An 18,964-nucleotide genomic window follows, 5' to 3' on the forward strand; every position below is an offset into this window, starting at 1 on the left:
TGCCTGGCGGCTTTAGCGCGGTGGTCCCACCTGACCCCATGCCGAACTCAGAAGTGAAACGCCGTAGCGCCGATGGTAGTGTGGGGCCTCCCCATGCGAGAGTAGGGAACTGCCAGGCATCAAATTTAGTGTGCTGATATGGCTCAGTTGGTAGAGCGCACCCTTGGTAAGGGTGAGGTCCCCAGTTCGACTCTGGGTATCAGCACCAGTTAAGACACGAGTTCGGTAAATAAAAGAATTTGCCTGGCGGCTGTAGCGCGGTGGTCCCACCTGACCCCATGCCGAACTCAGAAGTGAAACGCCGTAGCGCCGATGGTAGTGTGGGGTCTCCCCATGCGAGAGTAGGGAACTGCCAGGCATCAAATAAGAGAGAGCCCTTCGCGTATGCGAAGGGCTTTTTTCGTTGTGGCAAGTCCTCAATCTGCAATAAGGCCCCCCTCTTATCAGCCCGCTTTCCCGTGCCTTTATAACCGCATCCGCTTAATCAACTCAATGCTGCTGCTGTTCAGACCATAAAAAACCCGGCAGCAGGCCGGGTAGTCAGCGAAACAAATGTCCAATCAGTGAATAACCTGCGATAAAAACGCCCGGGTACGCTCCGATTTTGGATTAGCAAAAAACTCCTGCGGTGGCGCAACTTCGACGATCTCACCCCGATCCATAAAGATCACCCGGTCAGCAACCGTTCGGGCAAAACCCATTTCGTGGGTGACGCACAGCATGGTCATCCCATCCTCCGCCAGACCAATCATTGTATCCAGCACCTCTTTTACCATCTCCGGATCCAGCGCTGAGGTTGGCTCATCAAACAGCATAATTTTGGGTTTCATACAGAGTGAGCGAGCGATGGCAACGCGCTGCTGCTGTCCGCCGGAAAGCTGACCCGGAAACTTATGCGCATGCTCTGCAATGCGCACGCGTTGCAGATAGTGCATAGCCAGTTCATCCGCTTCCTTCTTTGGAATCTTTCTCACCCAGGAAGGTGCCAGCGTGCAGTTTTGCAAAACAGTCAGATGCGGGAAGAGATTAAAGTGCTGGAATACCATCCCCACTTCTGTGCGTACGCGCTCAATGTTACGTACGTCGTCATTAAGATGGATACCGTCAACAACAATGCGTCCCTGCTGATGCTCTTCCAGATGGTTGATGCAGCGTATCGTGGTCGATTTGCCGGAGCCGGAAGGGCCGCACAGCACGATGCGCTCACGAGGTTTAACCTGCAGGTTGATGTCTTTCAGTACGTGAAACTGTCCGTACCATTTATTCACGTTCTCAAGCGAAATCATCAACGCGTCGGAAGAGTGTGTCATAGAGTCAGTCATGTAAAACCTCAGTGCGATGTACGCCCGGTGTGAAAGCGCTTTTCCAGATACTGGCTGTAGCGCGACATGCTAAAACAGAAAATCCAATAGACCAGTGCAGCAAAGACATAACCTTCAGTCGACATGCCCAGCCAGGTCGGATCGACCGTTGCCTGCTGGACACTGCTGAACAGGTCGAAAAGACCAATGATGATGACCAGGCTGGTATCTTTAAACAGTGCGATGATGGTGTTAACCAGGCCAGGGATGGTGAGCTTCAGTGCCTGGGGAAGAATGACCAGCATCTGCGTTTTCCAGTAGCCCAGTGCCAGCGACTCTGCAGCCTCATACTGACCCTTAGGCAATGCCTGCAAGCCACCGCGGACCACCTCCGCAACATAAGCAGACTGGAACAGGATTACACCGACCAGCGCACGTACCAGCTTGTCGATAGTCGTACCTTCAGACATAAACAGCGGCAGCATCACCGATGACATAAACAGTACGGTAATCAGCGGAACGCCGCGCCAGAACTCGATAAAGATAATCGACAGCGTGCGCACAACTGGCATCCGTGAGCGACGGCCAAGCGCCAGCAGGATGCCCAGCGGCAGCGCACCGGCAATCCCCACCGACGCGATAATCAGCGTCAGCGTTAGCCCGCCCCACTGACGTGTTTCCACACGTTCCAGCCCCAGATAGCCGCCATACAGCAGGAACCAGACAATCACCGGATAGATGACGGCCCAGGCCGCAATGTAGCGTCCACGATAGGGCAGGCTTTTGAGGAACATCGGCACGATCGACAGCAGACCAATCACCAGCGCCAGGTTAATACGCCAGCGCAGCTCATGTGGATAAAGCCCATACATGAACTGACCGAACCGCGCATGGATAAAGACCCAGCAAGCGCCCTCTTTAGTGCAATCGGCGCGTGTTGTACCAATCCAGTTGGCCTGAAAGATCAGCCAGTTCAGCGCAGGCGGAATGACGTGCCAGATGATCCAGATGCAAAACAGCGTCAGTAACGTATTAAACCAGCTGGAAAATAGATTTTTACGAGCCCAAAGCCAGGCGCGACTGACAGGAGTCGTCGGGACGGGGGGCGTTTCATGCGTAGTGACAGACATAGTTATCCCGTTCTCTTAACGCTCAACCAGCGCAATTTTGCGGTTGTAGAAGTTCATAAGCAGCGATATCAGCAGACTGATAATCAGGTAAACGCCCATTGTGATAGCAATTGTCTCAATGGCCTGACCGGTCTGATTCAGCACCGATCCCGCGAACAGCGACACCATATCGGGATACCCGATAGCAGCGGCCAGTGAGGAGTTCTTCACGATGTTCAGATACTGGCTGGTGAGAGGCGGAATAATGACGCGCATGGCCTGTGGAATAATCACCTGACGCAACGTCACCGGATTCGGCAGACCCAGCGATCGTGCCGCTTCGTGCTGACCATGCGGCACCGACTGAATTCCGGAACGGATCACTTCAGCGATAAACGACGAGGTATAGATCGACAGTGCCAGCGTCAGTGCTGCCAGTTCCGGAATCATCACCGAGCCGCCACGGAAATTGAACCCGCGTAGTTGCGGCACGTCCCAGTGCGTTGCTGCACCAAACCCAAGGTGCGCAAGCAAAGGAAAGAGAATCAGCATTGCAACGGCTGCGGGCCATGTACGCCGTAACTCACCGGTTTTCAGTTGATGCTGACGGTTAAAGCGGTACAGGCCATAGCTGACAGCCACAGCCAGCAGCAGTGCGATAACAAACGGCCAGCTGCCTGGTGCATAGGTTGGCCACGGGACGTAGAGTCCGCGATTGCTGACATAGGCCAGGTCGAACGCATTCAGCGCCTGACGTGGGCCTGGCAGATTGCGTAATACCGCGAAGTACCAGAAGAAGATTTGCAGCAGAGGCGGGATATTACGGAAGGTTTCGATATAGATATTCGAGAGTTTCCGCAGCAGCCAGTTGTCAGAAAGGCGGGCAAGACCGACCGCGAAGCCGAGAATTGACGCAAAAACAATACAGAGTGCAGAGACCAGCAGCGTGTTGGTTAATCCGACCAGAAACACGCGCGCATAGGTATCTCCCTCCGTATACTCAATCAGATGCTGAACGATGCCGAAGCCAGCAGTACGTTCAAGAAATCCAAACCCTGATGTAATACCGCGATTGGCGAGGTTAATGACGGTGTTATGTACCAGATAACCCACCACACCAAGCACCGCGACGACGGCGATGAACTGATAAATCCAGGCGCGAACCGTGGGATTACCAAATGAAAAATCCCTTTTCACGGTTGGGCGTTGTGACATGTTGAAACCTCAGTAACGAAAGCTGGGGTAGGGCACCGCAGAATACGGTGCCCGATTGGTGAGGTCTGTTAACGTACCGGTGGTGCGTACTGAATCCCGCCCTGGTTCCACAACGCATTCTGACCGCGCGCGATCTTCAGTGCACTGTCTTTACCGACGTTACGGTCAAAGCTTTCCTGATAGTTGCCGACCTGTTTGATGATGTTGTAGGCCCACTTGTTATCCAGCTTCAGATCTTTACCAAAATCACCTTCAGCACCCAGCAGATGCGCCATATCTGGCGTGGTCGGCTTAGCTGTCATCTGATCAACGTTCTTCGAGTTGATGCCCATCTCTTCGGCATTCAGCATGGCGTAGAGCGACCATTTAACAATGGTGAACCAGTCATCATCGCCACGACGCACCAGCGGTCCCAGCGGTTCTTTGGAGATTACTTCTGGCAGGACGATAAATTCGTCAGGTTTGCCGAGCTTAATACGCAGGGCATAAAGCTGAGACTGATCAGACGCCAGCGTATCGCAGCGTCCGCTATCCAGTGCCTTAGCCGATTCATCAGAGCGATCGAAGGTCACCGGCGTATATTGCATTTTGTTGGCTTTGAAGAAGTCTGCCACGTTCAGCTCGGTGTCGGTTCCCGCCTGAATACAGACGGTGGCACCATCCAGCTCTTTCGCACTTTTCAGGCCAGCTTTCTGGTGAGTCAGGAAGCCGATGCCGTCGTAATAGTTTACGCCTGCAAACAGGAAGCCCATGCCGCCATCACGCGATGAGGTCCAGGTGGTGTTACGTGAAAGTACATCCACTTCGCCTGACTGCAGCGCGGTAAAACGCTCTTTCGCGGTCAGCGGAGTATATTTCACTTTGGTCGCATCGCCGAATACCGCTGCAGCCGTAGCACGACACACATCCACATCGATACCGGTAAACTTGCCACCAGCATCTGCATAGGAGAAGCCCGGCAGGCCGTCACTGATACCACATTGAACAAAACCTTTTTTCTTTATCGCATCCAGTGTGGTGCCTGCGTGTGCCTGCTGAGCAATGGCAACCAGCGAGGCGGCAGCGATCAGCGTAGAGAGCATCATCTTTTTCATAAAGCATCCTGTGTGGCGGGATCATGTTGTTATGTTTGCGCACTTTAGTGTGCGTTTTTCCTGTCTGTGGCGGTCAGCCATCCACGACTCTGCAAAGCTGATGCCAGGTTTGCGAATCCTGAATTCGTATGAAAGAACGGTTAATAATCAGAAGCACCTTGAAAGTTTCGCTAATATGGCGCACCAAAAGGAAGCAATGCGAGTCGACCCGATCACATTTAGTGCAAATAGTTTCACTATGTGAGAGCAGTGTGAGCGCTCGCTCAGGAAGAAATGTATGAAGGGAAGGCGTTGCTTTTTTATGCGCAGGAAATCACATACCCAGCAGTGACGGGCATAGGCAGCAAGGCTGGAGACAGAATATTATTTAAGTTAAATCCCGGCGGACAAAAGCGAGGGGGTGAAATATCACGCCAGCGATTGCAACTATAGTTACCATACGACAGGTAACTGTTTCACTCTCTCTGCCGTTACTTTGTGCGATGACGCACAAATAAAAACGCCAGCCCGAAGGCTGACGTGATTAACAGACAGAACTAAAAATCAGTTCATGCCGTATTTTTTCAATTTCTTACGCAGCGTACCGCGGTTAATACCCATCATCAGGGCAGCACGGGTCTGGTTGCCACGGGTATACTGCATCACCATGTCCAACAGAGGCTGCTCGACTTCAGCCAAAACCAGCTCATACAGGTCGCTCACATCCTGACCATTCAGTTGAGCAAAATAGTTCTTCAGTGCCTGTTTAACCGAGTCACGCAAAGGTTTTTGAGTTACCTGATCCTGTGAGTTAACGGTAGAAACGGTCAGTACGTCAGAATTTACGCGTTGTTCGAACATAGTTCTTTCAGCTCTTTATTTCGTTACGCAAGATTTTCGAAGTATGCCTCCAACGCCTCCAGCTGTTCGCTGGCATCCTCTATGGCGTTGAATGTGCGCCGAAACTGGTCATTCGGGGCGTGCTCCTGCAGGTACCAGGAGACGTGCTTTCGCGCTATACGGTATCCCTTGCCTGAACCGTAAAAGTCGTGCAGCTCACGTATATGCGAAACAAGCAAGCGCTTGACCTCTGCCATCGGCAGCGGGGCAAGCAGCTCCCCAGTGTCCAGATAATGCTGGATTTCCCGGAAGATCCACGGTCTTCCCTGAGCAGCGCGTCCTATCATCAGAGCATCGGCCCCTGTATAGTCGAGCACCGCTCTGGCTTTATGCGGGTCAGTTATGTCTCCATTCGCGATAATCGGAATGGAGACACTCTGCTTAACTGTCCGAATGCTGTCATATTCAGCTTCTCCGTTGAACAGGCAGGCACGAGTGCGACCATGTATCGTCAGAGCCTGTATACCGCAGCGTTCAGCCAATTGGGCAATCGCGACACAGTTCCTGTTTTCAGGATCCCAGCCAGTACGAATTTTCAGCGTGACCGGCACATTCACTGCATTAACCACTGCGGCGAGAATAGACTCCACCACGGCGGGATATTGCAGCAAGGCTGAACCCGCCATTTTGCGGTTAACCTTCTTGGCAGGGCATCCCATATTAATGTCGATGACCTGTGCACCAGCCTCAACATTAATGCGTGCAGCTTGCGCCATTTCACTGGGATCGCAACCGGCAATTTGCACAGCGCGAATGCCTGGCTCATCACTGTGAACCATACGTAATCGAGATTTGTCGCTAGCCCAGACTTCCGGGTTAGAAGACAGCATCTCAGAAACTGCCATGCCTGCACCCATTTCGTGACACAGCGTCCTGAACGGCCTGTCGGTAATACCGGCCATCGGTGCTGCAATCAGTCGATTTCTCAGCTGGAGGTTTCCAATACGCATGAAGTCAGAATGGCCATACTGTGTCTGCAAGGCGGCGTATATTACGCATTTTTGCAGGAAGATGAAAGGCCAAACTTTGAACAATCAGCAAGAAAGATCAATGAAATCCGGGTGATGATCGGGTGTTTTTTTAATTACTATTAAATATCAATGGGTTACTTATTTATGCTGAAATTGTGAACAAAAGTTTTTCCAGAAAAGTACGGCAATTCGCCAGATAAAAAACGTCACATGCCGTGATTAACGGCACAACTCTCCATGCCTGCCTGAAAAAGCCCGCAACTTACGCTGCAGGCTGGCTGATTGTGCTGTTTAGCCTCGTTGTGCCAGCTATAGGCATCGCCGTGGGCTAAGCCGGAGGCTGACTTCAGACTTTGATTCCGGTAATCCGACACCACTCCTCTTTCACCGCAACCGGGTCAAGCGTGAACTGACTTTCATAGGCTTCGCAGACACCTTCCGCCTGGCTTTCCAGCACGCCTGACAGCCCGAGGTGACCGCCAGACTTAGGCAGTACGCTGATCAGCGGGGCCAGCTCACGCAGCGGGCCGGCCAGTATATTGGCCACTACCACATCAGCCTGCAGATTGTCAGGCTGCTGGTGGGGCAGATAGAGCGACAGGCGATCGGAGACACCGTTGCGTTCAGCATTATCGCGGCTGGCCTGAATAGCCTGCGGATCGATATCAATGCCGATCGCCTGAGCCGCGCCCAGTTTCAGGGCGGCGATCGCCAGGATCCCGGATCCACAGCCGAAATCGATCACCGTTTTGCCCGCCAGATCCAGCCCGTCAAGCCAGGTGAGGCAGAGGGAAGTTGTCGGATGCGTGCCCGTGCCAAATGCCAGACCTGGATCGAGCATGACGTTGACGGCATCAGGATCTGGCACATCACGCCAGCTCGGACAGATCCAGAGGCGTTCGCCGAAGCGCATCGGGTGGAAGTTTTCCATCCATTCGCGCTCCCAGTCTTTATCCTCGATCTGCTCGATCCGGTGACGAAAACCGTCACCCAGCAGCGGATGTTGTGCCAGTTCGGCAGTAATCAGGGCCATATCTGTTTCTGCATCGAACAGGCCGATAACGTCGGTATCGCCCCACAGGCGCGTTTCGCCTGGCAGCGGCTCATATACCGGCGTGTCGTTGGTATCCTGAAAGGTGACTGAAACCGCACCGATCTCCATCAGCGCATCGCTCAGCGTTTCCGCATGTTCACCTGAGCTGTTAATTTTGATTTGAATCCACGGCATAACGTCTCTCTTTCCGTCAATGTTGCGGCGCGTCGACCACGTGCGGCGCGCGTCCAAACAGGTTGCCCACCAGAAATGCCAGCAGGCTTAAAAGCAGGGAGGGCACAATAGGGTGAAAACCCAGAATCTGCAGGTTAAGGCTCGCCATAAAAGCGTAGCAGCCTCCACCCACTACCATGCCAGTGATGGCACCTGCGGCATTGGCACGTTCCCAGTAGAGGCCCAGAACCAGCGGCCAGAGGAAAACCGCCTCCAGGCCGCCAAATGCCAGCAGGTTGAGCCAGATAATCATATCGGGCGGATTCCAGGCCGCGATCAGCAGCAGGATACCCAGTGCGAAGGTAATGGTGCCAGATAACAGCCGCAGTCGCGTCTCATTTTCCAGCTGCTGTGGGGCAATACGCAGGTAGAGATCTTTAATCAGCGTGGCTGAAGCCTGTAACAGCTGGGCATTGATGGTCGACATAATTGCGGCCATCGGGGCTGCCAGGAACAGACCGGCCGCTAACGGTGGCAGAACAGTAATCATCAGTGTCGGAATAACGCTATCCGGCACGGTCAGATTCGGCAGGACCGCCCGACCCAGCGCACCGGCCAGATGCATACCCAGCATCAACACCACCACGACAATGGTGCCCAGAATAATGGCCCGATGGACGGCCTTACTGTCTTTATAAGAGATACAGCGTACCGCCGTATGCGGCAGGCCAATCACCCCAAAGCAGACCAGCACAACGAACGAACTGAGGAAGGTTGGCGTAATAATCTCGCCCGGCCCCTGTGGCGAAAGCAGAGCAGGATCGATGTCATGCAGTTTCTGCACGGCCGTGCTCAGGCCACCTGCCTGATGAATCACCGCGAACAGCAGCAGAAAAGTGCCAATCAGCATCACAATGCCCTGCATGGCGTCATTGAGCACGCTGGCACGGAATCCACCGAAAGCGGTATAGAGCGCGATGGTGCCACCAAAAATCAGCAGACCGGTGTCATATGGAATGCCAGCGGCGGTTTCGAGCAGCCGCGCACCGCCAATAAACTGCACCGTCATGGCACCGATAAACGCAATCAGCAGACTCAGACTCGCCAGCCAGATCAGCAGCGGGCTTTGATAGCGGGCGTAGAGCATGTCATTCAGCGTCACCGCATTATGCTTACGCGCCAGAATGGCAAACTTTTTCCCCAGCACGCCCAGCGACAGCCAGACGGCGGGCACCTGCACCATCGCCAGCAACACCCACCCCAGCCCATATTTGTAGGCGGCACCGGGACCTCCAATAAATGAGCTGGCGCTGATATAGGTAGTGGTGAGCGTCATCGCCAGTACGAATCCGCCCATGGAGCGGCTGCCAAGGAAATATTCAGTCAGGAAGCTGCCTTCACGTTTTTTTCGGACGGCAAACACCGACAGCGCGGCAATCAGTACCAGATAAATCAGTAACGGCAGGATAATTTCACTGTTCACTTTTATTCTCCAGCGGCATGTCACGGAAAATCACCCGCACCATCATCCAGCACAAAAAAATGAACAACAGGGGAGCAAACAGGCAGGAGAGTTCGAACCAGCGCGGCAGGCCGGTAACACCGATTTCACTGCCACCCAGCCAGGCAGAGAGCCCCCAGGCAACGAGCCAGAGCAGGGTGAGATAAAGCGACCAGCGCGCCTCTTTATGTGCCTGTATAAAACGAGCATCCATGATTCAACCTTAACGCCAGCGGCAAAAGAAAAAGGCCGGATTAACCGGCCTCAGACTGACTCAGCGTTGCGATTATTTCTCGTGCAAGCCGAGTTTTTTCTCCAGATAGTGGATATTGGTTCCACCGTGCTGGAAGTTTTCGTCGGACATGATTTTCATCTGCAGTTCAACGTTGGTTTTGATACCGTCGATGATCAGTTCCGCCAGCGCATTTTTCATACGAGCGATAGCCACGTCACGTGTTTCGCCATAGGTGATCAGCTTGCCGATCATGGAGTCGTAATAAGGCGGTACGGTGTAGCCTGAGTAAATATGCGATTCCCAGCGCACGCCAAAACCGCCTGGCGCGTGGAAGCGGGTGATTTTACCCGGGCTTGGCAGGAAGGTCACCGGATCTTCGGCGTTGATACGGCACTCGACCGCATGTCCGCGAATGATCACATCTTCCTGTTTAATCGACAGTGGCTGGCCCGCAGCAATACGCAACTGCTCTTTGATTAGGTCCACTCCGGTGATCATCTCGGTTACCGGATGTTCTACCTGAATACGGGTGTTCATCTCAATGAAGTAGAACTCACCGTTTTCGTACAGGAACTCGAAGGTACCTGCGCCGCGATAGCCAATCTCAATACAGGCCTGGGAACAGCGATTGCCGATAAAGCGACGCTGTTCTTCTGTGATGCCTGGGCCTGGCGCTTCTTCGACCACTTTCTGGTGACGACGCTGCATGGAGCAGTCACGTTCGCCCAGATAGATCGCGTTGCCCTGACCGTCAGCCAGTACCTGAATCTCGATATGGCGCGGATTCTCCAGATACTTCTCCATGTAAACCATGTCGTTGTTGAAAGCCGCTTTGGCTTCCGCTTTCGTCATGTTGATGGATTCTTCCAGATCTTCGTCGCCGCGCACCACGCGCATACCACGACCGCCGCCGCCGCCAGACGCTTTGATGATGACCGGATAACCGATGCGCTTAGCAAAGGCACGGTTTTTTTCCATATCATCCGTCAGCGAACCGTCAGAACCGGGTACGGTCGGGACGCCTGCTTTCTTCATCGCATTGATCGCAGAAACTTTGTCACCCATCAGGCGAATGGTGTCTGCTTTCGGGCCGATAAAGATAAAGCCGGAGCGCTCAACCTGCTCAGCAAAATCGGCATTCTCAGAGAGGAAGCCGTAGCCAGGGTGAATCGCCACCGCGCCGGTGATCTCTGCTGCAGAGATCAGCGCCGGGATGTTGAGGTAACTTTTGACTGACTGCGCCGGGCCGATGCAGACGGTTTCGTCTGCCAGCAGCACGTGCTTCAGGTCACGATCCGCGCTTGAGTGAACCGCAACAGTCTTGATGCCCAGTTCTTTACAGGCACGCAGAATGCGCAGCGCGATCTCACCACGGTTAGCAATAACAATTTTATCCAGCATGATCTGCCCCGTTACTCGATGATAACCAGTGGCTCGTCAAATTCGACCGGCTGACCGCTTTCAACCAGGATAGCTTTCACCACGCCTGATTTGTCAGCTTCGATCTGGTTCATCATTTTCATAGCTTCGACGATACACAGGGTATCGCCGGCATTCACTTTCTGGCCAACTTCCACAAAGGCTTTCGCATCCGGGCTCGGCGTACGATAGAAGGTGCCTACCATTGGTGAACGCACAATGTGACCGCTGATTTCAGCCGGTGCCGCTTCGGCAACGGCTGCAACAGGGGCAACGGCTGTCGCCAGAGCAGGCTGTTGAACCGGCGCAGCATAAGCCTGCTGCATCATCGGGTAACCCACGTTTGCAGGTGCACGACTGATGCGAACGGACTCTTCACCTTCAGAGATTTCCAGCTCAGAAATGCCAGACTCTTCAACCAGTTCGATCAGTTTTTTAATTTTACGAATATCCATGAGTGGGGTTCCGTACTCAGTTTGATTAATTAGTTTGAGACAGGCGTTTTACTGCCGTTTGTAAAGCCCATGTGTAGCCGTCAGCGCCAAGCCCACAGATCACGCCAGCAGAAACATCAGAAAGATAGGAGTGATGACGGAAGGGCTCGCGGGCATGCACATTGGAGAGATGAACCTCGATAAACGGTATTTCTACCGCCAGCAGGGCATCACGCAGTGCGACACTGGTATGGGTAAACGCGGCAGGATTAATGATGATGTAATCCACATTGCCTTTGGCCTCATGAATGCGATCAATCAGCTGAAATTCAGCATTGGTTTGCAGGTGGCTCAACTCCACATTCAACTGGTCTGCCTGACGAGTCAAATCGTCAACAATCTGACTCAGCGTGGTATGACCATACTTCTCTGGTTCACGTGTTCCCAACAGATTCAGATTGGGGCCGTTTAAAAGCAGAATATGTAATTTATGCGCCATCGTGCTGCCATCTCCCGCAATCATTGAGGCATCGCGTAAAATACCTTGCGAATCTTCATTTGTCACCTTTCAGGCTGAAAAAGAAGACCCGACGAGCAATAAAGCCGGGCATTATATCCGTTTCGTGTCATTTCGCAGCAAAATACTGGTCTTATCTGCGAAGATGATCGGATGTAGCCTGCGGGCCACATCTTTTATCAGAAAACAGCAGAGGAAAACAACGGGTGAAGCGCTAGCGGGGCCACCATTTGAGAAATTTTTTGTAACGCCAGGCTAACAGCAGTGCAGCAATGAGAGCATAGATAAGTGGCTGTGGGGACACGGTTTTCACCGACCAGATATAGTGAATCGGGACCAGAATCGCCACAAGATAGACCGCGTTGTGCAGGGTTTGCCAGCGTTTACCGAGCCTGCGCTGAGCGCGCTGAAACGACGTTAACGCCAGGGCCAGTAATATCAGCCAGCTGATAATCCCCAGTGTCAGATAGGGCCGGGAGATGAGTTCGCTGCCCAGCAGACGTAGATTGTCCGCACCCAGCTCCAGCAGGTAATAGCTCAGCAGATGAAGAGAGGCCCAGACAAACGTCCAGACGCCGAGCAGGCGGCGGGTGCGGATTAGCAGCGGCTGCCTGCCGTAACGCGCCAGCGGTGAGACCAGCAGCGTTCCCAGCAGCAGTTTCAGCGCCATTCGTCCGGTAAAATGCTGAATATCTTTCGCCGGATCGGCACTCAGCCCGCCCTGCATCGCGGCAAAAATCAGGTAAATTAGCGGCAACAGGGCTGCCAGGTGCAGGATCACCTTGAGCCACATGATCTGTTTTATCGACAGGCGCACCACTTAGAAATTCTCCCGTAAATCCATGCCGCGGTAGAGCGACGCCACCTGTTCGGCATAGCCGTTAAACAGCAGCGTTGGCTGACGTTCGACCTTCAGACTGCCGCCTGGGCCAATAAACCGCTCTGTCGCCTGTGACCAGCGAGGATGATTAACGTGGGGATTCACATTGGCATAAAAACCATACTCGTCGGCGGCAATCTGGTTCCAGGTGGTTGGCGGCTGTCTGTCGGTCAGCGTGATTTTGACGATCGACTTAATGCCTTTAAAGCCATATTTCCACGGCACCGTCAGGCGAATCGGCGCGCCATTCTGAGGCGGCAATGCTTTACCATAAACGCCAGTGGTGAGTATCGTCAGCGGATGCATCGCCTCATCCAGACGTAAACCTTCGACATAGGGATAATTGAGGCCTCCGCCAATAAAGCGATCCTTCTGGCCTGGCATCTGCTCGGGATCGTAGAGCGTCTGGAAGGCAACAAAGCGCGCTTTGCTGGTGGGTTCCGCCAGGGAGAGAAGTTTATTCAGCTCAAAGCCTACCCAGGGCACCACCATCGACCAGGCCTCCACGCAGCGCATGCGATAGATTCGCTGCTCCATAGCAAAGCGTTTAAAGATGTCATCCATATCCAGAGTTATGGGCTTCGCCACTTCGCCATCAATGGTCAGTTTCCAGGGCTCTGTTTTCAGTGTTCCGGCATTGGCAGCCGGATCGGCCTTATCCAGTCCGAACTCATAGAAATTGTTGTAGCCGGAAACTTTATCCGCAGGCGTCAGCGTCAGATCGGCCTGATACTGCGCCGGTTTGGTGAAGTCGAGCGGTCGGCCTGCTGGAGCAGGTGGGCGATCGTTGCCTTTGAACCAGCTGAGAATATCGGCATTAGCCATGCCCGGTATACCCATCGCCGCAGCGCTGAGTCCCAGCGTTTTCAGCACCTGGCGGCGCTTCATATTAAATATGCTTTCCGGCGTTACGTCGGCTTCGGTCAGACAGGGTATGCGTTTCATGGGGCTTCTCCAGACAGGATGACATCAACCAGCATGATGACTATCGCTGATATCAGCCAGTTTCGCCCTGAAAATGTGAAATTTCCTGGCTGGCCTGTGCGATGAGAATGCGCTGAAAAGTGTCCGGATCAACATCAGCAATCCTATCCCGACGATATACTTCGGCTTCATGCGACTCGGCGCTGTCGGCAGCGGCAAATTATGCTATTTTGCTCGCGTTTTCGTCAGGCTGACGGTACAAGGTGGGGTGATCCGGTTATCACCGCAGCAATACAGGCACAGGGATGCGATTAACCACAAAATTATCTGCGTTTATTACCTTTTTAAGCCTGCTGGCGATGTCATTGATGCTGGCAGGCTGCGCATTCAGTATTTTCTGGTTCAGTCATCAGCGGGTTGAACATCGGGCGCAGGTGCTGGCGACCGAGATCGATCAGGCGATGTTCTCCGAGACGCCAGAACAACTTCATAACTGGCTTACGCGTATGATGCCAATAATGAATGCCGAGCAGATTTCCCTTCATAACGGCAGGCAGACTTTCCTCACTCTCTCCCGACACGAAAACCAGATGCTGGAAGACGAACCCAATCGTTTTATCCAGGTCGATGTACCTTTGATGCACCAGACCGGCTTACAGCTGCGGGTTGTCACTCTTGATCCTGCCAAAACCTGGCTGCGCTCAATCACCGGCACCTCTACGCTGGGTATTCTTTTTACCGTCATGCTGGTGATGAGTCTGCTGCTGCTGCTGCTGCATCGCTGGCTCAGTCGTCAGTGGCGTGGCATGGAGCACCTTGAAGTGCGGGCAGAGGCGATTATCAATGGCGAACGCGGGGTCGTGCCGAAACGGGATGTGGATGAGTGGCCACCCAGGGCAAGTCGCGCGATGGATGTACTGCTGGCGGATCTGCAGGAAGCGGGCGAACAGCGTCTGCGTATCGACACGCTGATCCGCACCTTTGCCGCGCAGGATGGACGCACTGGCCTTAACAACCGGCTGTTCTTTGATAACCAGCTCGCAACCCTGCTGGAAGATCAGGAAGCTGTCGGCACCCACGGTGTAGTGATGATGGTGCGCCTGCCCGATCTGGACGCACTGAAAGATTCACTGGAGCCAGCGCTGGTTGAGGAGTACCTGTTCAATTTTGTCAACATGCTCTCTACCTTTGTGCTGCGCTATCCCGGCGCTTTGCTGGCACGCTATTTTCGCAGTGATTTTGCCGTATTACTGCCGCATCGCAGTCTTAAAGAGGCAAACAGTATTGCCGATCAGCTGATCAATGCTGTTGATTCTCTGCCACCGATGCGCCTGGTCAATCGCGATGATCTGATCCACATCGGAATCACCGCCTGGCACAGTGGGCAGACCGTCCTGCAGGTGATAGAAAATGCCGAAATGGCCACGCGACGTGCAGCACTGCTGGGGGGGAATAACTGGACTAATGGTGAAGGAAATCCTCAGGATGCCGGGCGGGGCAGTGTGCGCTGGCGAACCCTGCTGGAGAATACGTTAAGCCGCGGTGGTCCGCGGCTGTACCATAAACCCACCGTTAATACCGAAGGTAAAGTACAGCATCGGGTCATGCTGACCCGTATCTTTGACGGCGATAAAGAGGTGCTGGCCGCTGAATATATGCCACTGGTGCAGCAGCTCGGTATGGCTGATGGCTGGGATCGTCAACTGGTCACGCGCATCGCGGCACTCTCTGAACTCTGGCCGGAAGAGACGCTGGTAATGCCGGTGACGATGACCTCGCTCCTGCAACGTTCATTTGTCTTCTGGCTACAGAATATGCTGCTGCAGTGCCCCAAATCACAAAGAAAACGATTTTTATTTGAACTTGCCGAGGCAGATGTCTGTCAACACATCGACCATTTAACGCCAGTATTCCGCGCACTTAAGGCTTTTGGCTGTCGGGTAGCGGTGAATCAGGCGGGTTTAACCGTCGTCAGCAGCGCCTATATACGACAGCTGCCGCTGGAACTGATCAAGCTTGATGCGGGTCTGGTACGCAACATTGAACGGCGGACCGCCAATCAGCTGTTTGTACAGAGTCTGCTGGAGGTCTGTAAGTCCACAGGTATTCAGGTGTTTGCCACCGGTGTCCGCACCAAAGCGGAGTGGCAGACATTAGTGGCGCTGGGGGTGGCAGGTGGGCAGGGCGACTTTTTTGCCCCTTCGCTTCCGGTTAACAGTAACGTGAAGAAGTATTCCCAACGTTACCGTATTTAATGATTTGCTGTCGTAATGACAGAAAATGACGGTTTTTTTTAATGTTAAGCCGCATCTGAACCCATAACTATCGTGCCGGAAATGTTAAATTTTATGTCGGGCATGGTGAGCGGAAATCATGTGCAATGCAGTACTGATGGCGTCTGGTCGCCATTCTGCTGCTACGGATCGCGGGTTCAGATGACTTAAACGCAATCAGGCGTCTTTTTTCACCGAAGCAGAACGTTTTTGCGCCTTGTGGCAGCTTCGTGTGGTTGGTAAAGTAAGCGGATTTTATTTTCCGCCCCCAGCTTGCAGGATTATCCCTTAGTATGTTTAAAAAATTTCGTGGCATGTTTTCCAACGACTTGTCCATTGACCTGGGTACCGCGAATACCCTGATTTACGTAAAAGGACAAGGCATCGTGCTGAACGAGCCTTCTGTGGTTGCTATTCGTCAGGACCGTGCCGGTTCACCGAAAAGTGTCGCGGCCGTGGGTCATGACGCTAAACAGATGCTTGGTCGTACGCCAGGCAATATTGCCGCTATCCGTCCGATGAAAGATGGCGTTATCGCTGACTTCTTCGTGACCGAAAAGATGCTGCAACACTTCATCAAGCAGGTTCACAGCAACAGCTTTATGCGTCCCAGCCCACGTGTGCTGGTCTGCGTACCCGTCGGGGCCACGCAGGTCGAACGTCGTGCGATTCGTGAATCCGCTCAGGGTGCCGGCGCGCGTGAAGTCTTTTTGATTGAAGAGCCGATGGCTGCAGCAATTGGTGCAGGTCTGCCCGTTTCTGAAGCGACCGGTTCAATGGTCGTTGATATCGGTGGTGGTACTACCGAAGTGGCGGTGATCTCCCTGAACGGTGTGGTCTACTCCTCATCCGTACGTATTGGTGGCGATCGTTTCGATGAAGCTATTATTAATTATGTGCGTCGTAACTACGGTTCACTGATTGGTGAAGCGACCGCAGAACGTATTAAGCATGAGATCGGTTCAGCTTATCCGGGGGATGAAGTCCGTGAAATCGAAGTTCGTGGCCGTAACCTGGCAGAAGGTGTGCCGCGCGGTTTCACGCTGAACTCCAACGAAATTCTGGAGGCGCTGCAGGAGCCGTTAACCGGCATCGTCAGCGCGGTGATGGTTGCTCTTGAGCAGTGTCCGCCTGAGCTGGCCTCCGATATCTCAGAGCGCGGCATGGTGCTGACCGGTGGTGGTGCGTTACTGCGTAACCTGGATCGCCTGCTGATGGAAGAGACGGGTATTCCGGTTGTTGTTGCTGAAGATCCGCTGACCTGTGTGGCTCGCGGTGGCGGCAAGGCGCTGGAAATGATCGACATGCATGGCGGCGATTTATTCAGCGAAGAATAATTGCCTCAACCGGCTGAGAACGCAATGATCATGCGAGGGAGTGGCATGTGAGCCGGCGAAATCTATGCCGGTACAGTGCGTTCAGCCCAGGGAAGCACGGTGTTTGGCCGTCGCTTCCTCTCCTGTTGTCGAGGATCACGCAGATTATATGAAGCCGATTTTTAGCAGGGGACCTTCCCTGCAGTTGCGTCTTTTCCTGGCGGTCATCGTGGCAATTGCCATTATCATTGCCGACAGCCGTGTGAGCTCTTTCACCCAAATACGCAACTATCTGGATACGTCGGTCAGTCCGTTTTACTTCCTGGCTAATGGGCCACGTCAGTTGCTGGATGGCGTGTCGGAGTCGCTGGCGTCGCGTCAGCAACTGGAGCAGGAAAACAAAGCGTTACGTCGTGAGCTCTTCCTGAAAAACAGTAACCTGCTAATGCTGGGGCAATATAAGCAGGAAAACGCACGCCTGCGTGAACTGCTGGGTTCACCGCTGCGTCAGGATGAGCAAAAGATGGTGACGCAGGTGATCTCTACCGGCACCGATCCTTACACCGACCAGGTAGTGATCGACAAAGGCAGCGTTAACGGTGTTTATGAAGGTCAGCCGGTCATCAGTGACAAAGGCGTGGTCGGTCAGGTTATCGCCGTTGGACAGCTCACCAGCCGTGTTCTGCTGATCTGCGATGCGTCACACGCGCTGCCTATTCAGGTGTTGCGTAATGACATTCGTGTGATTGCCGCGGGTAACGGCTGTACTGAAGATCTTCAGCTTGAGCATCTGCCGGGTAATACGGACATTCGGGTCGGCGATGTGCTGGTGACGTCAGGTATCGGGGGTCGTTTTCCTGAGGGTTATCCGGTGGGCGTGGTCTCCTCAGTGAAAGTGGATACTCAGCGCGCTTACACGGTGATTCAGGCGCATCCGACCGCGGGTCTGCAGCGTCTGCGTTATCTGCTGCTGCTGTGGGGTGCGGATCGTAATGGCGATATGCCGCTGCCGCAGGATGAGGTTCATCGCGTTGCGAATGAGCGTCTGATGCAGATGATGCCGCAGGTCTTGCCGCCTGCGGGTGAAATGGGTCCGCCTGCGCCTGCCACACAGATGGGGCCGCCTGCTCCGTCGACAGTCAGCAGTGGCAGTAGCGGACAGAGTAACTCCTCGCGTTCACGCGGGGGTCAGCCTTGAGTCGATATCGCAGCCAGGGACGTTGGGTCATCTGGCTCTCTTTCCTGGTCGCGTTAGTCCTGCAGATCATGCCATGGCCGGATGAGATTTATATGTTCCGGCCTTCATGGCTGCTGCTCATCCTTATCTATTGGGTTCTCGCACTGCCGCATCGTGTCAACGTCGGCAGCGGATTTATGCTGGGTGCCATCATGGATTTGATTGCCGGGTCCACGCTTGGCGTGCGTGCGCTGGCGCTCAGCATCATCGCCTACCTGATAGCCTTTAAATTCCAGTTATTCCGCAACTTAGCGTTGTGGCAGCAAGCGTTAATGGTTATGGTGCTGTCACTGGCGATGGATGTGATTGTCTTCTGGGCAGAATTCCTGGTAATCAACGTTTCATTCCGACCTGAAATTTTCTGGAGCAGTGTTGTCGACGGTATTCTCTGGCCCTGGCTATTCTTACTTATGAGAAAAATTCGTCGCCAGTTTGCTGTTCAATAAGGAAAT

Annotated in this window: 18 protein-coding genes, 1 tRNA gene and 2 rRNA genes; 7 read left to right on the forward strand and 14 right to left on the reverse strand. The window is 53.6% G+C overall.

Annotated elements, in window-relative coordinates:
* Window positions 1-2 precede the first annotated feature (2 nt).
* The 3 genes from rrf (F3I44_RS22165) to rrf (F3I44_RS22175) all read left to right on the forward strand — a co-directional run bounded on the left by rrf (F3I44_RS22165) (window position 3) and on the right by rrf (F3I44_RS22175) (window position 358).
* A 5S ribosomal RNA gene (gene rrf, locus F3I44_RS22165) occupies window positions 3-118 on the forward strand.
* 14 nt (window positions 119-132) lie between these two features.
* A tRNA-Thr gene (locus F3I44_RS22170) sits at window positions 133-208 on the forward strand.
* Between the two features lie 34 nt (window positions 209-242).
* Window positions 243-358, forward strand: a 5S ribosomal RNA gene (rrf, locus tag F3I44_RS22175).
* A 202-nt stretch (window positions 359-560) separates the two neighbouring features.
* Here the strand turns inward: rrf (F3I44_RS22175) and F3I44_RS22180 are convergent.
* From F3I44_RS22180 to msrP, 14 genes are all read right to left on the reverse strand, one after another.
* Complete coding sequence (locus F3I44_RS22180; protein ID WP_010699823.1) at window positions 561-1,322, reverse strand: amino acid ABC transporter ATP-binding protein; 762 nt, start codon at window positions 1,320-1,322, stop codon at window positions 561-563.
* A gap of 8 nt (window positions 1,323-1,330) precedes the next feature.
* Window positions 1,331-2,431, reverse strand: coding sequence for an amino acid ABC transporter permease (locus F3I44_RS22185; RefSeq protein WP_150015679.1), 1,101 nt, complete (start codon window positions 2,429-2,431; stop codon window positions 1,331-1,333).
* A gap of 15 nt (window positions 2,432-2,446) precedes the next feature.
* A complete protein-coding gene (locus F3I44_RS22190; protein WP_150015678.1) occupies window positions 2,447-3,625 on the reverse strand; it encodes an amino acid ABC transporter permease in 1,179 nt (392 codons plus the stop codon).
* A 68-nt stretch (window positions 3,626-3,693) separates the two neighbouring features.
* Entirely contained in the window at window positions 3,694-4,719 is a 1,026-nt protein-coding gene (locus tag F3I44_RS22195; protein WP_150015677.1) for an amino acid ABC transporter substrate-binding protein, read from the reverse strand.
* A gap of 543 nt (window positions 4,720-5,262) precedes the next feature.
* Window positions 5,263-5,559, reverse strand: a complete 297-nt coding sequence (gene fis / locus F3I44_RS22200) for a DNA-binding transcriptional regulator Fis (RefSeq protein WP_003855228.1) — start codon at window positions 5,557-5,559, stop codon at window positions 5,263-5,265.
* Window positions 5,560-5,582: 23 nt separating this feature from the next.
* Window positions 5,583-6,548, reverse strand: coding sequence for a tRNA dihydrouridine synthase DusB (dusB, locus tag F3I44_RS22205; RefSeq protein ID WP_150015676.1), 966 nt, complete (start codon window positions 6,546-6,548; stop codon window positions 5,583-5,585).
* 367 nt (window positions 6,549-6,915) lie between these two features.
* Window positions 6,916-7,797: a 50S ribosomal protein L11 methyltransferase gene (gene prmA / locus F3I44_RS22210; RefSeq protein ID WP_150015675.1), complete on the reverse strand. Its 882-nt coding sequence runs from the start codon at window positions 7,795-7,797 to the stop codon at window positions 6,916-6,918.
* Window positions 7,798-7,813: 16 nt separating this feature from the next.
* Window positions 7,814-9,259 (reverse strand): sodium/pantothenate symporter, encoded by a 1,446-nt coding sequence (panF, locus tag F3I44_RS22215; protein ID WP_150015674.1) that lies wholly within the window; start codon window positions 9,257-9,259, stop codon window positions 7,814-7,816.
* Window positions 9,249-9,491: a YhdT family protein gene (locus F3I44_RS22220; protein ID WP_150015673.1), complete on the reverse strand. Its 243-nt coding sequence runs from the start codon at window positions 9,489-9,491 to the stop codon at window positions 9,249-9,251. Before F3I44_RS22220 ends, panF begins: the two co-directional genes overlap by 11 nt.
* A gap of 72 nt (window positions 9,492-9,563) precedes the next feature.
* Window positions 9,564-10,913, reverse strand: coding sequence for an acetyl-CoA carboxylase biotin carboxylase subunit (gene accC / locus F3I44_RS22225; protein ID WP_150015672.1), 1,350 nt, complete (start codon window positions 10,911-10,913; stop codon window positions 9,564-9,566).
* Between the two features lie 11 nt (window positions 10,914-10,924).
* Window positions 10,925-11,386: an acetyl-CoA carboxylase biotin carboxyl carrier protein gene (accB, locus tag F3I44_RS22230; protein ID WP_013359212.1), complete on the reverse strand. Its 462-nt coding sequence runs from the start codon at window positions 11,384-11,386 to the stop codon at window positions 10,925-10,927.
* Window positions 11,387-11,411: 25 nt separating this feature from the next.
* Window positions 11,412-11,864, reverse strand: coding sequence for a type II 3-dehydroquinate dehydratase (aroQ, locus tag F3I44_RS22235; protein WP_033734740.1), 453 nt, complete (start codon window positions 11,862-11,864; stop codon window positions 11,412-11,414).
* Between the two features lie 232 nt (window positions 11,865-12,096).
* Window positions 12,097-12,699, reverse strand: a complete 603-nt coding sequence (msrQ, locus tag F3I44_RS22240; RefSeq protein ID WP_150015671.1) for a protein-methionine-sulfoxide reductase heme-binding subunit MsrQ — start codon at window positions 12,697-12,699, stop codon at window positions 12,097-12,099.
* Window positions 12,700-12,702: 3 nt separating this feature from the next.
* Window positions 12,703-13,707, reverse strand: coding sequence for a protein-methionine-sulfoxide reductase catalytic subunit MsrP (gene msrP / locus F3I44_RS22245; RefSeq protein WP_150015670.1), 1,005 nt, complete (start codon window positions 13,705-13,707; stop codon window positions 12,703-12,705).
* 284 nt (window positions 13,708-13,991) lie between these two features.
* Between msrP and csrD the strand changes: the two genes are divergently transcribed.
* From csrD to mreD, 4 genes are all read left to right on the forward strand, one after another.
* Window positions 13,992-15,941, forward strand: coding sequence for an RNase E specificity factor CsrD (gene csrD, locus F3I44_RS22250; protein WP_150015669.1), 1,950 nt, complete (start codon window positions 13,992-13,994; stop codon window positions 15,939-15,941).
* A 311-nt stretch (window positions 15,942-16,252) separates the two neighbouring features.
* The gene (gene mreB / locus F3I44_RS22255; RefSeq protein WP_003855260.1) at window positions 16,253-17,296 is read left to right on the forward strand and encodes a rod shape-determining protein MreB; all 1,044 of its coding nucleotides are present in this window, start codon (window positions 16,253-16,255) and stop codon (window positions 17,294-17,296) included.
* A 148-nt stretch (window positions 17,297-17,444) separates the two neighbouring features.
* A complete protein-coding gene (gene mreC / locus F3I44_RS22260; RefSeq protein WP_150015668.1) occupies window positions 17,445-18,473 on the forward strand; it encodes a rod shape-determining protein MreC in 1,029 nt (342 codons plus the stop codon).
* Window positions 18,470-18,958, forward strand: coding sequence for a rod shape-determining protein MreD (gene mreD, locus F3I44_RS22265; RefSeq protein ID WP_013359205.1), 489 nt, complete (start codon window positions 18,470-18,472; stop codon window positions 18,956-18,958). Before mreC ends, mreD begins: the two co-directional genes overlap by 4 nt.
* Window positions 18,959-18,964: the final 6 nt, after the last annotated feature.

Origin of the sequence: Pantoea sp. F_5, from assembly GCF_008631595.1 — a bacterium.
Lineage (GTDB): Bacteria > Pseudomonadota > Gammaproteobacteria > Enterobacterales > Enterobacteriaceae > Pantoea > Pantoea gossypiicola.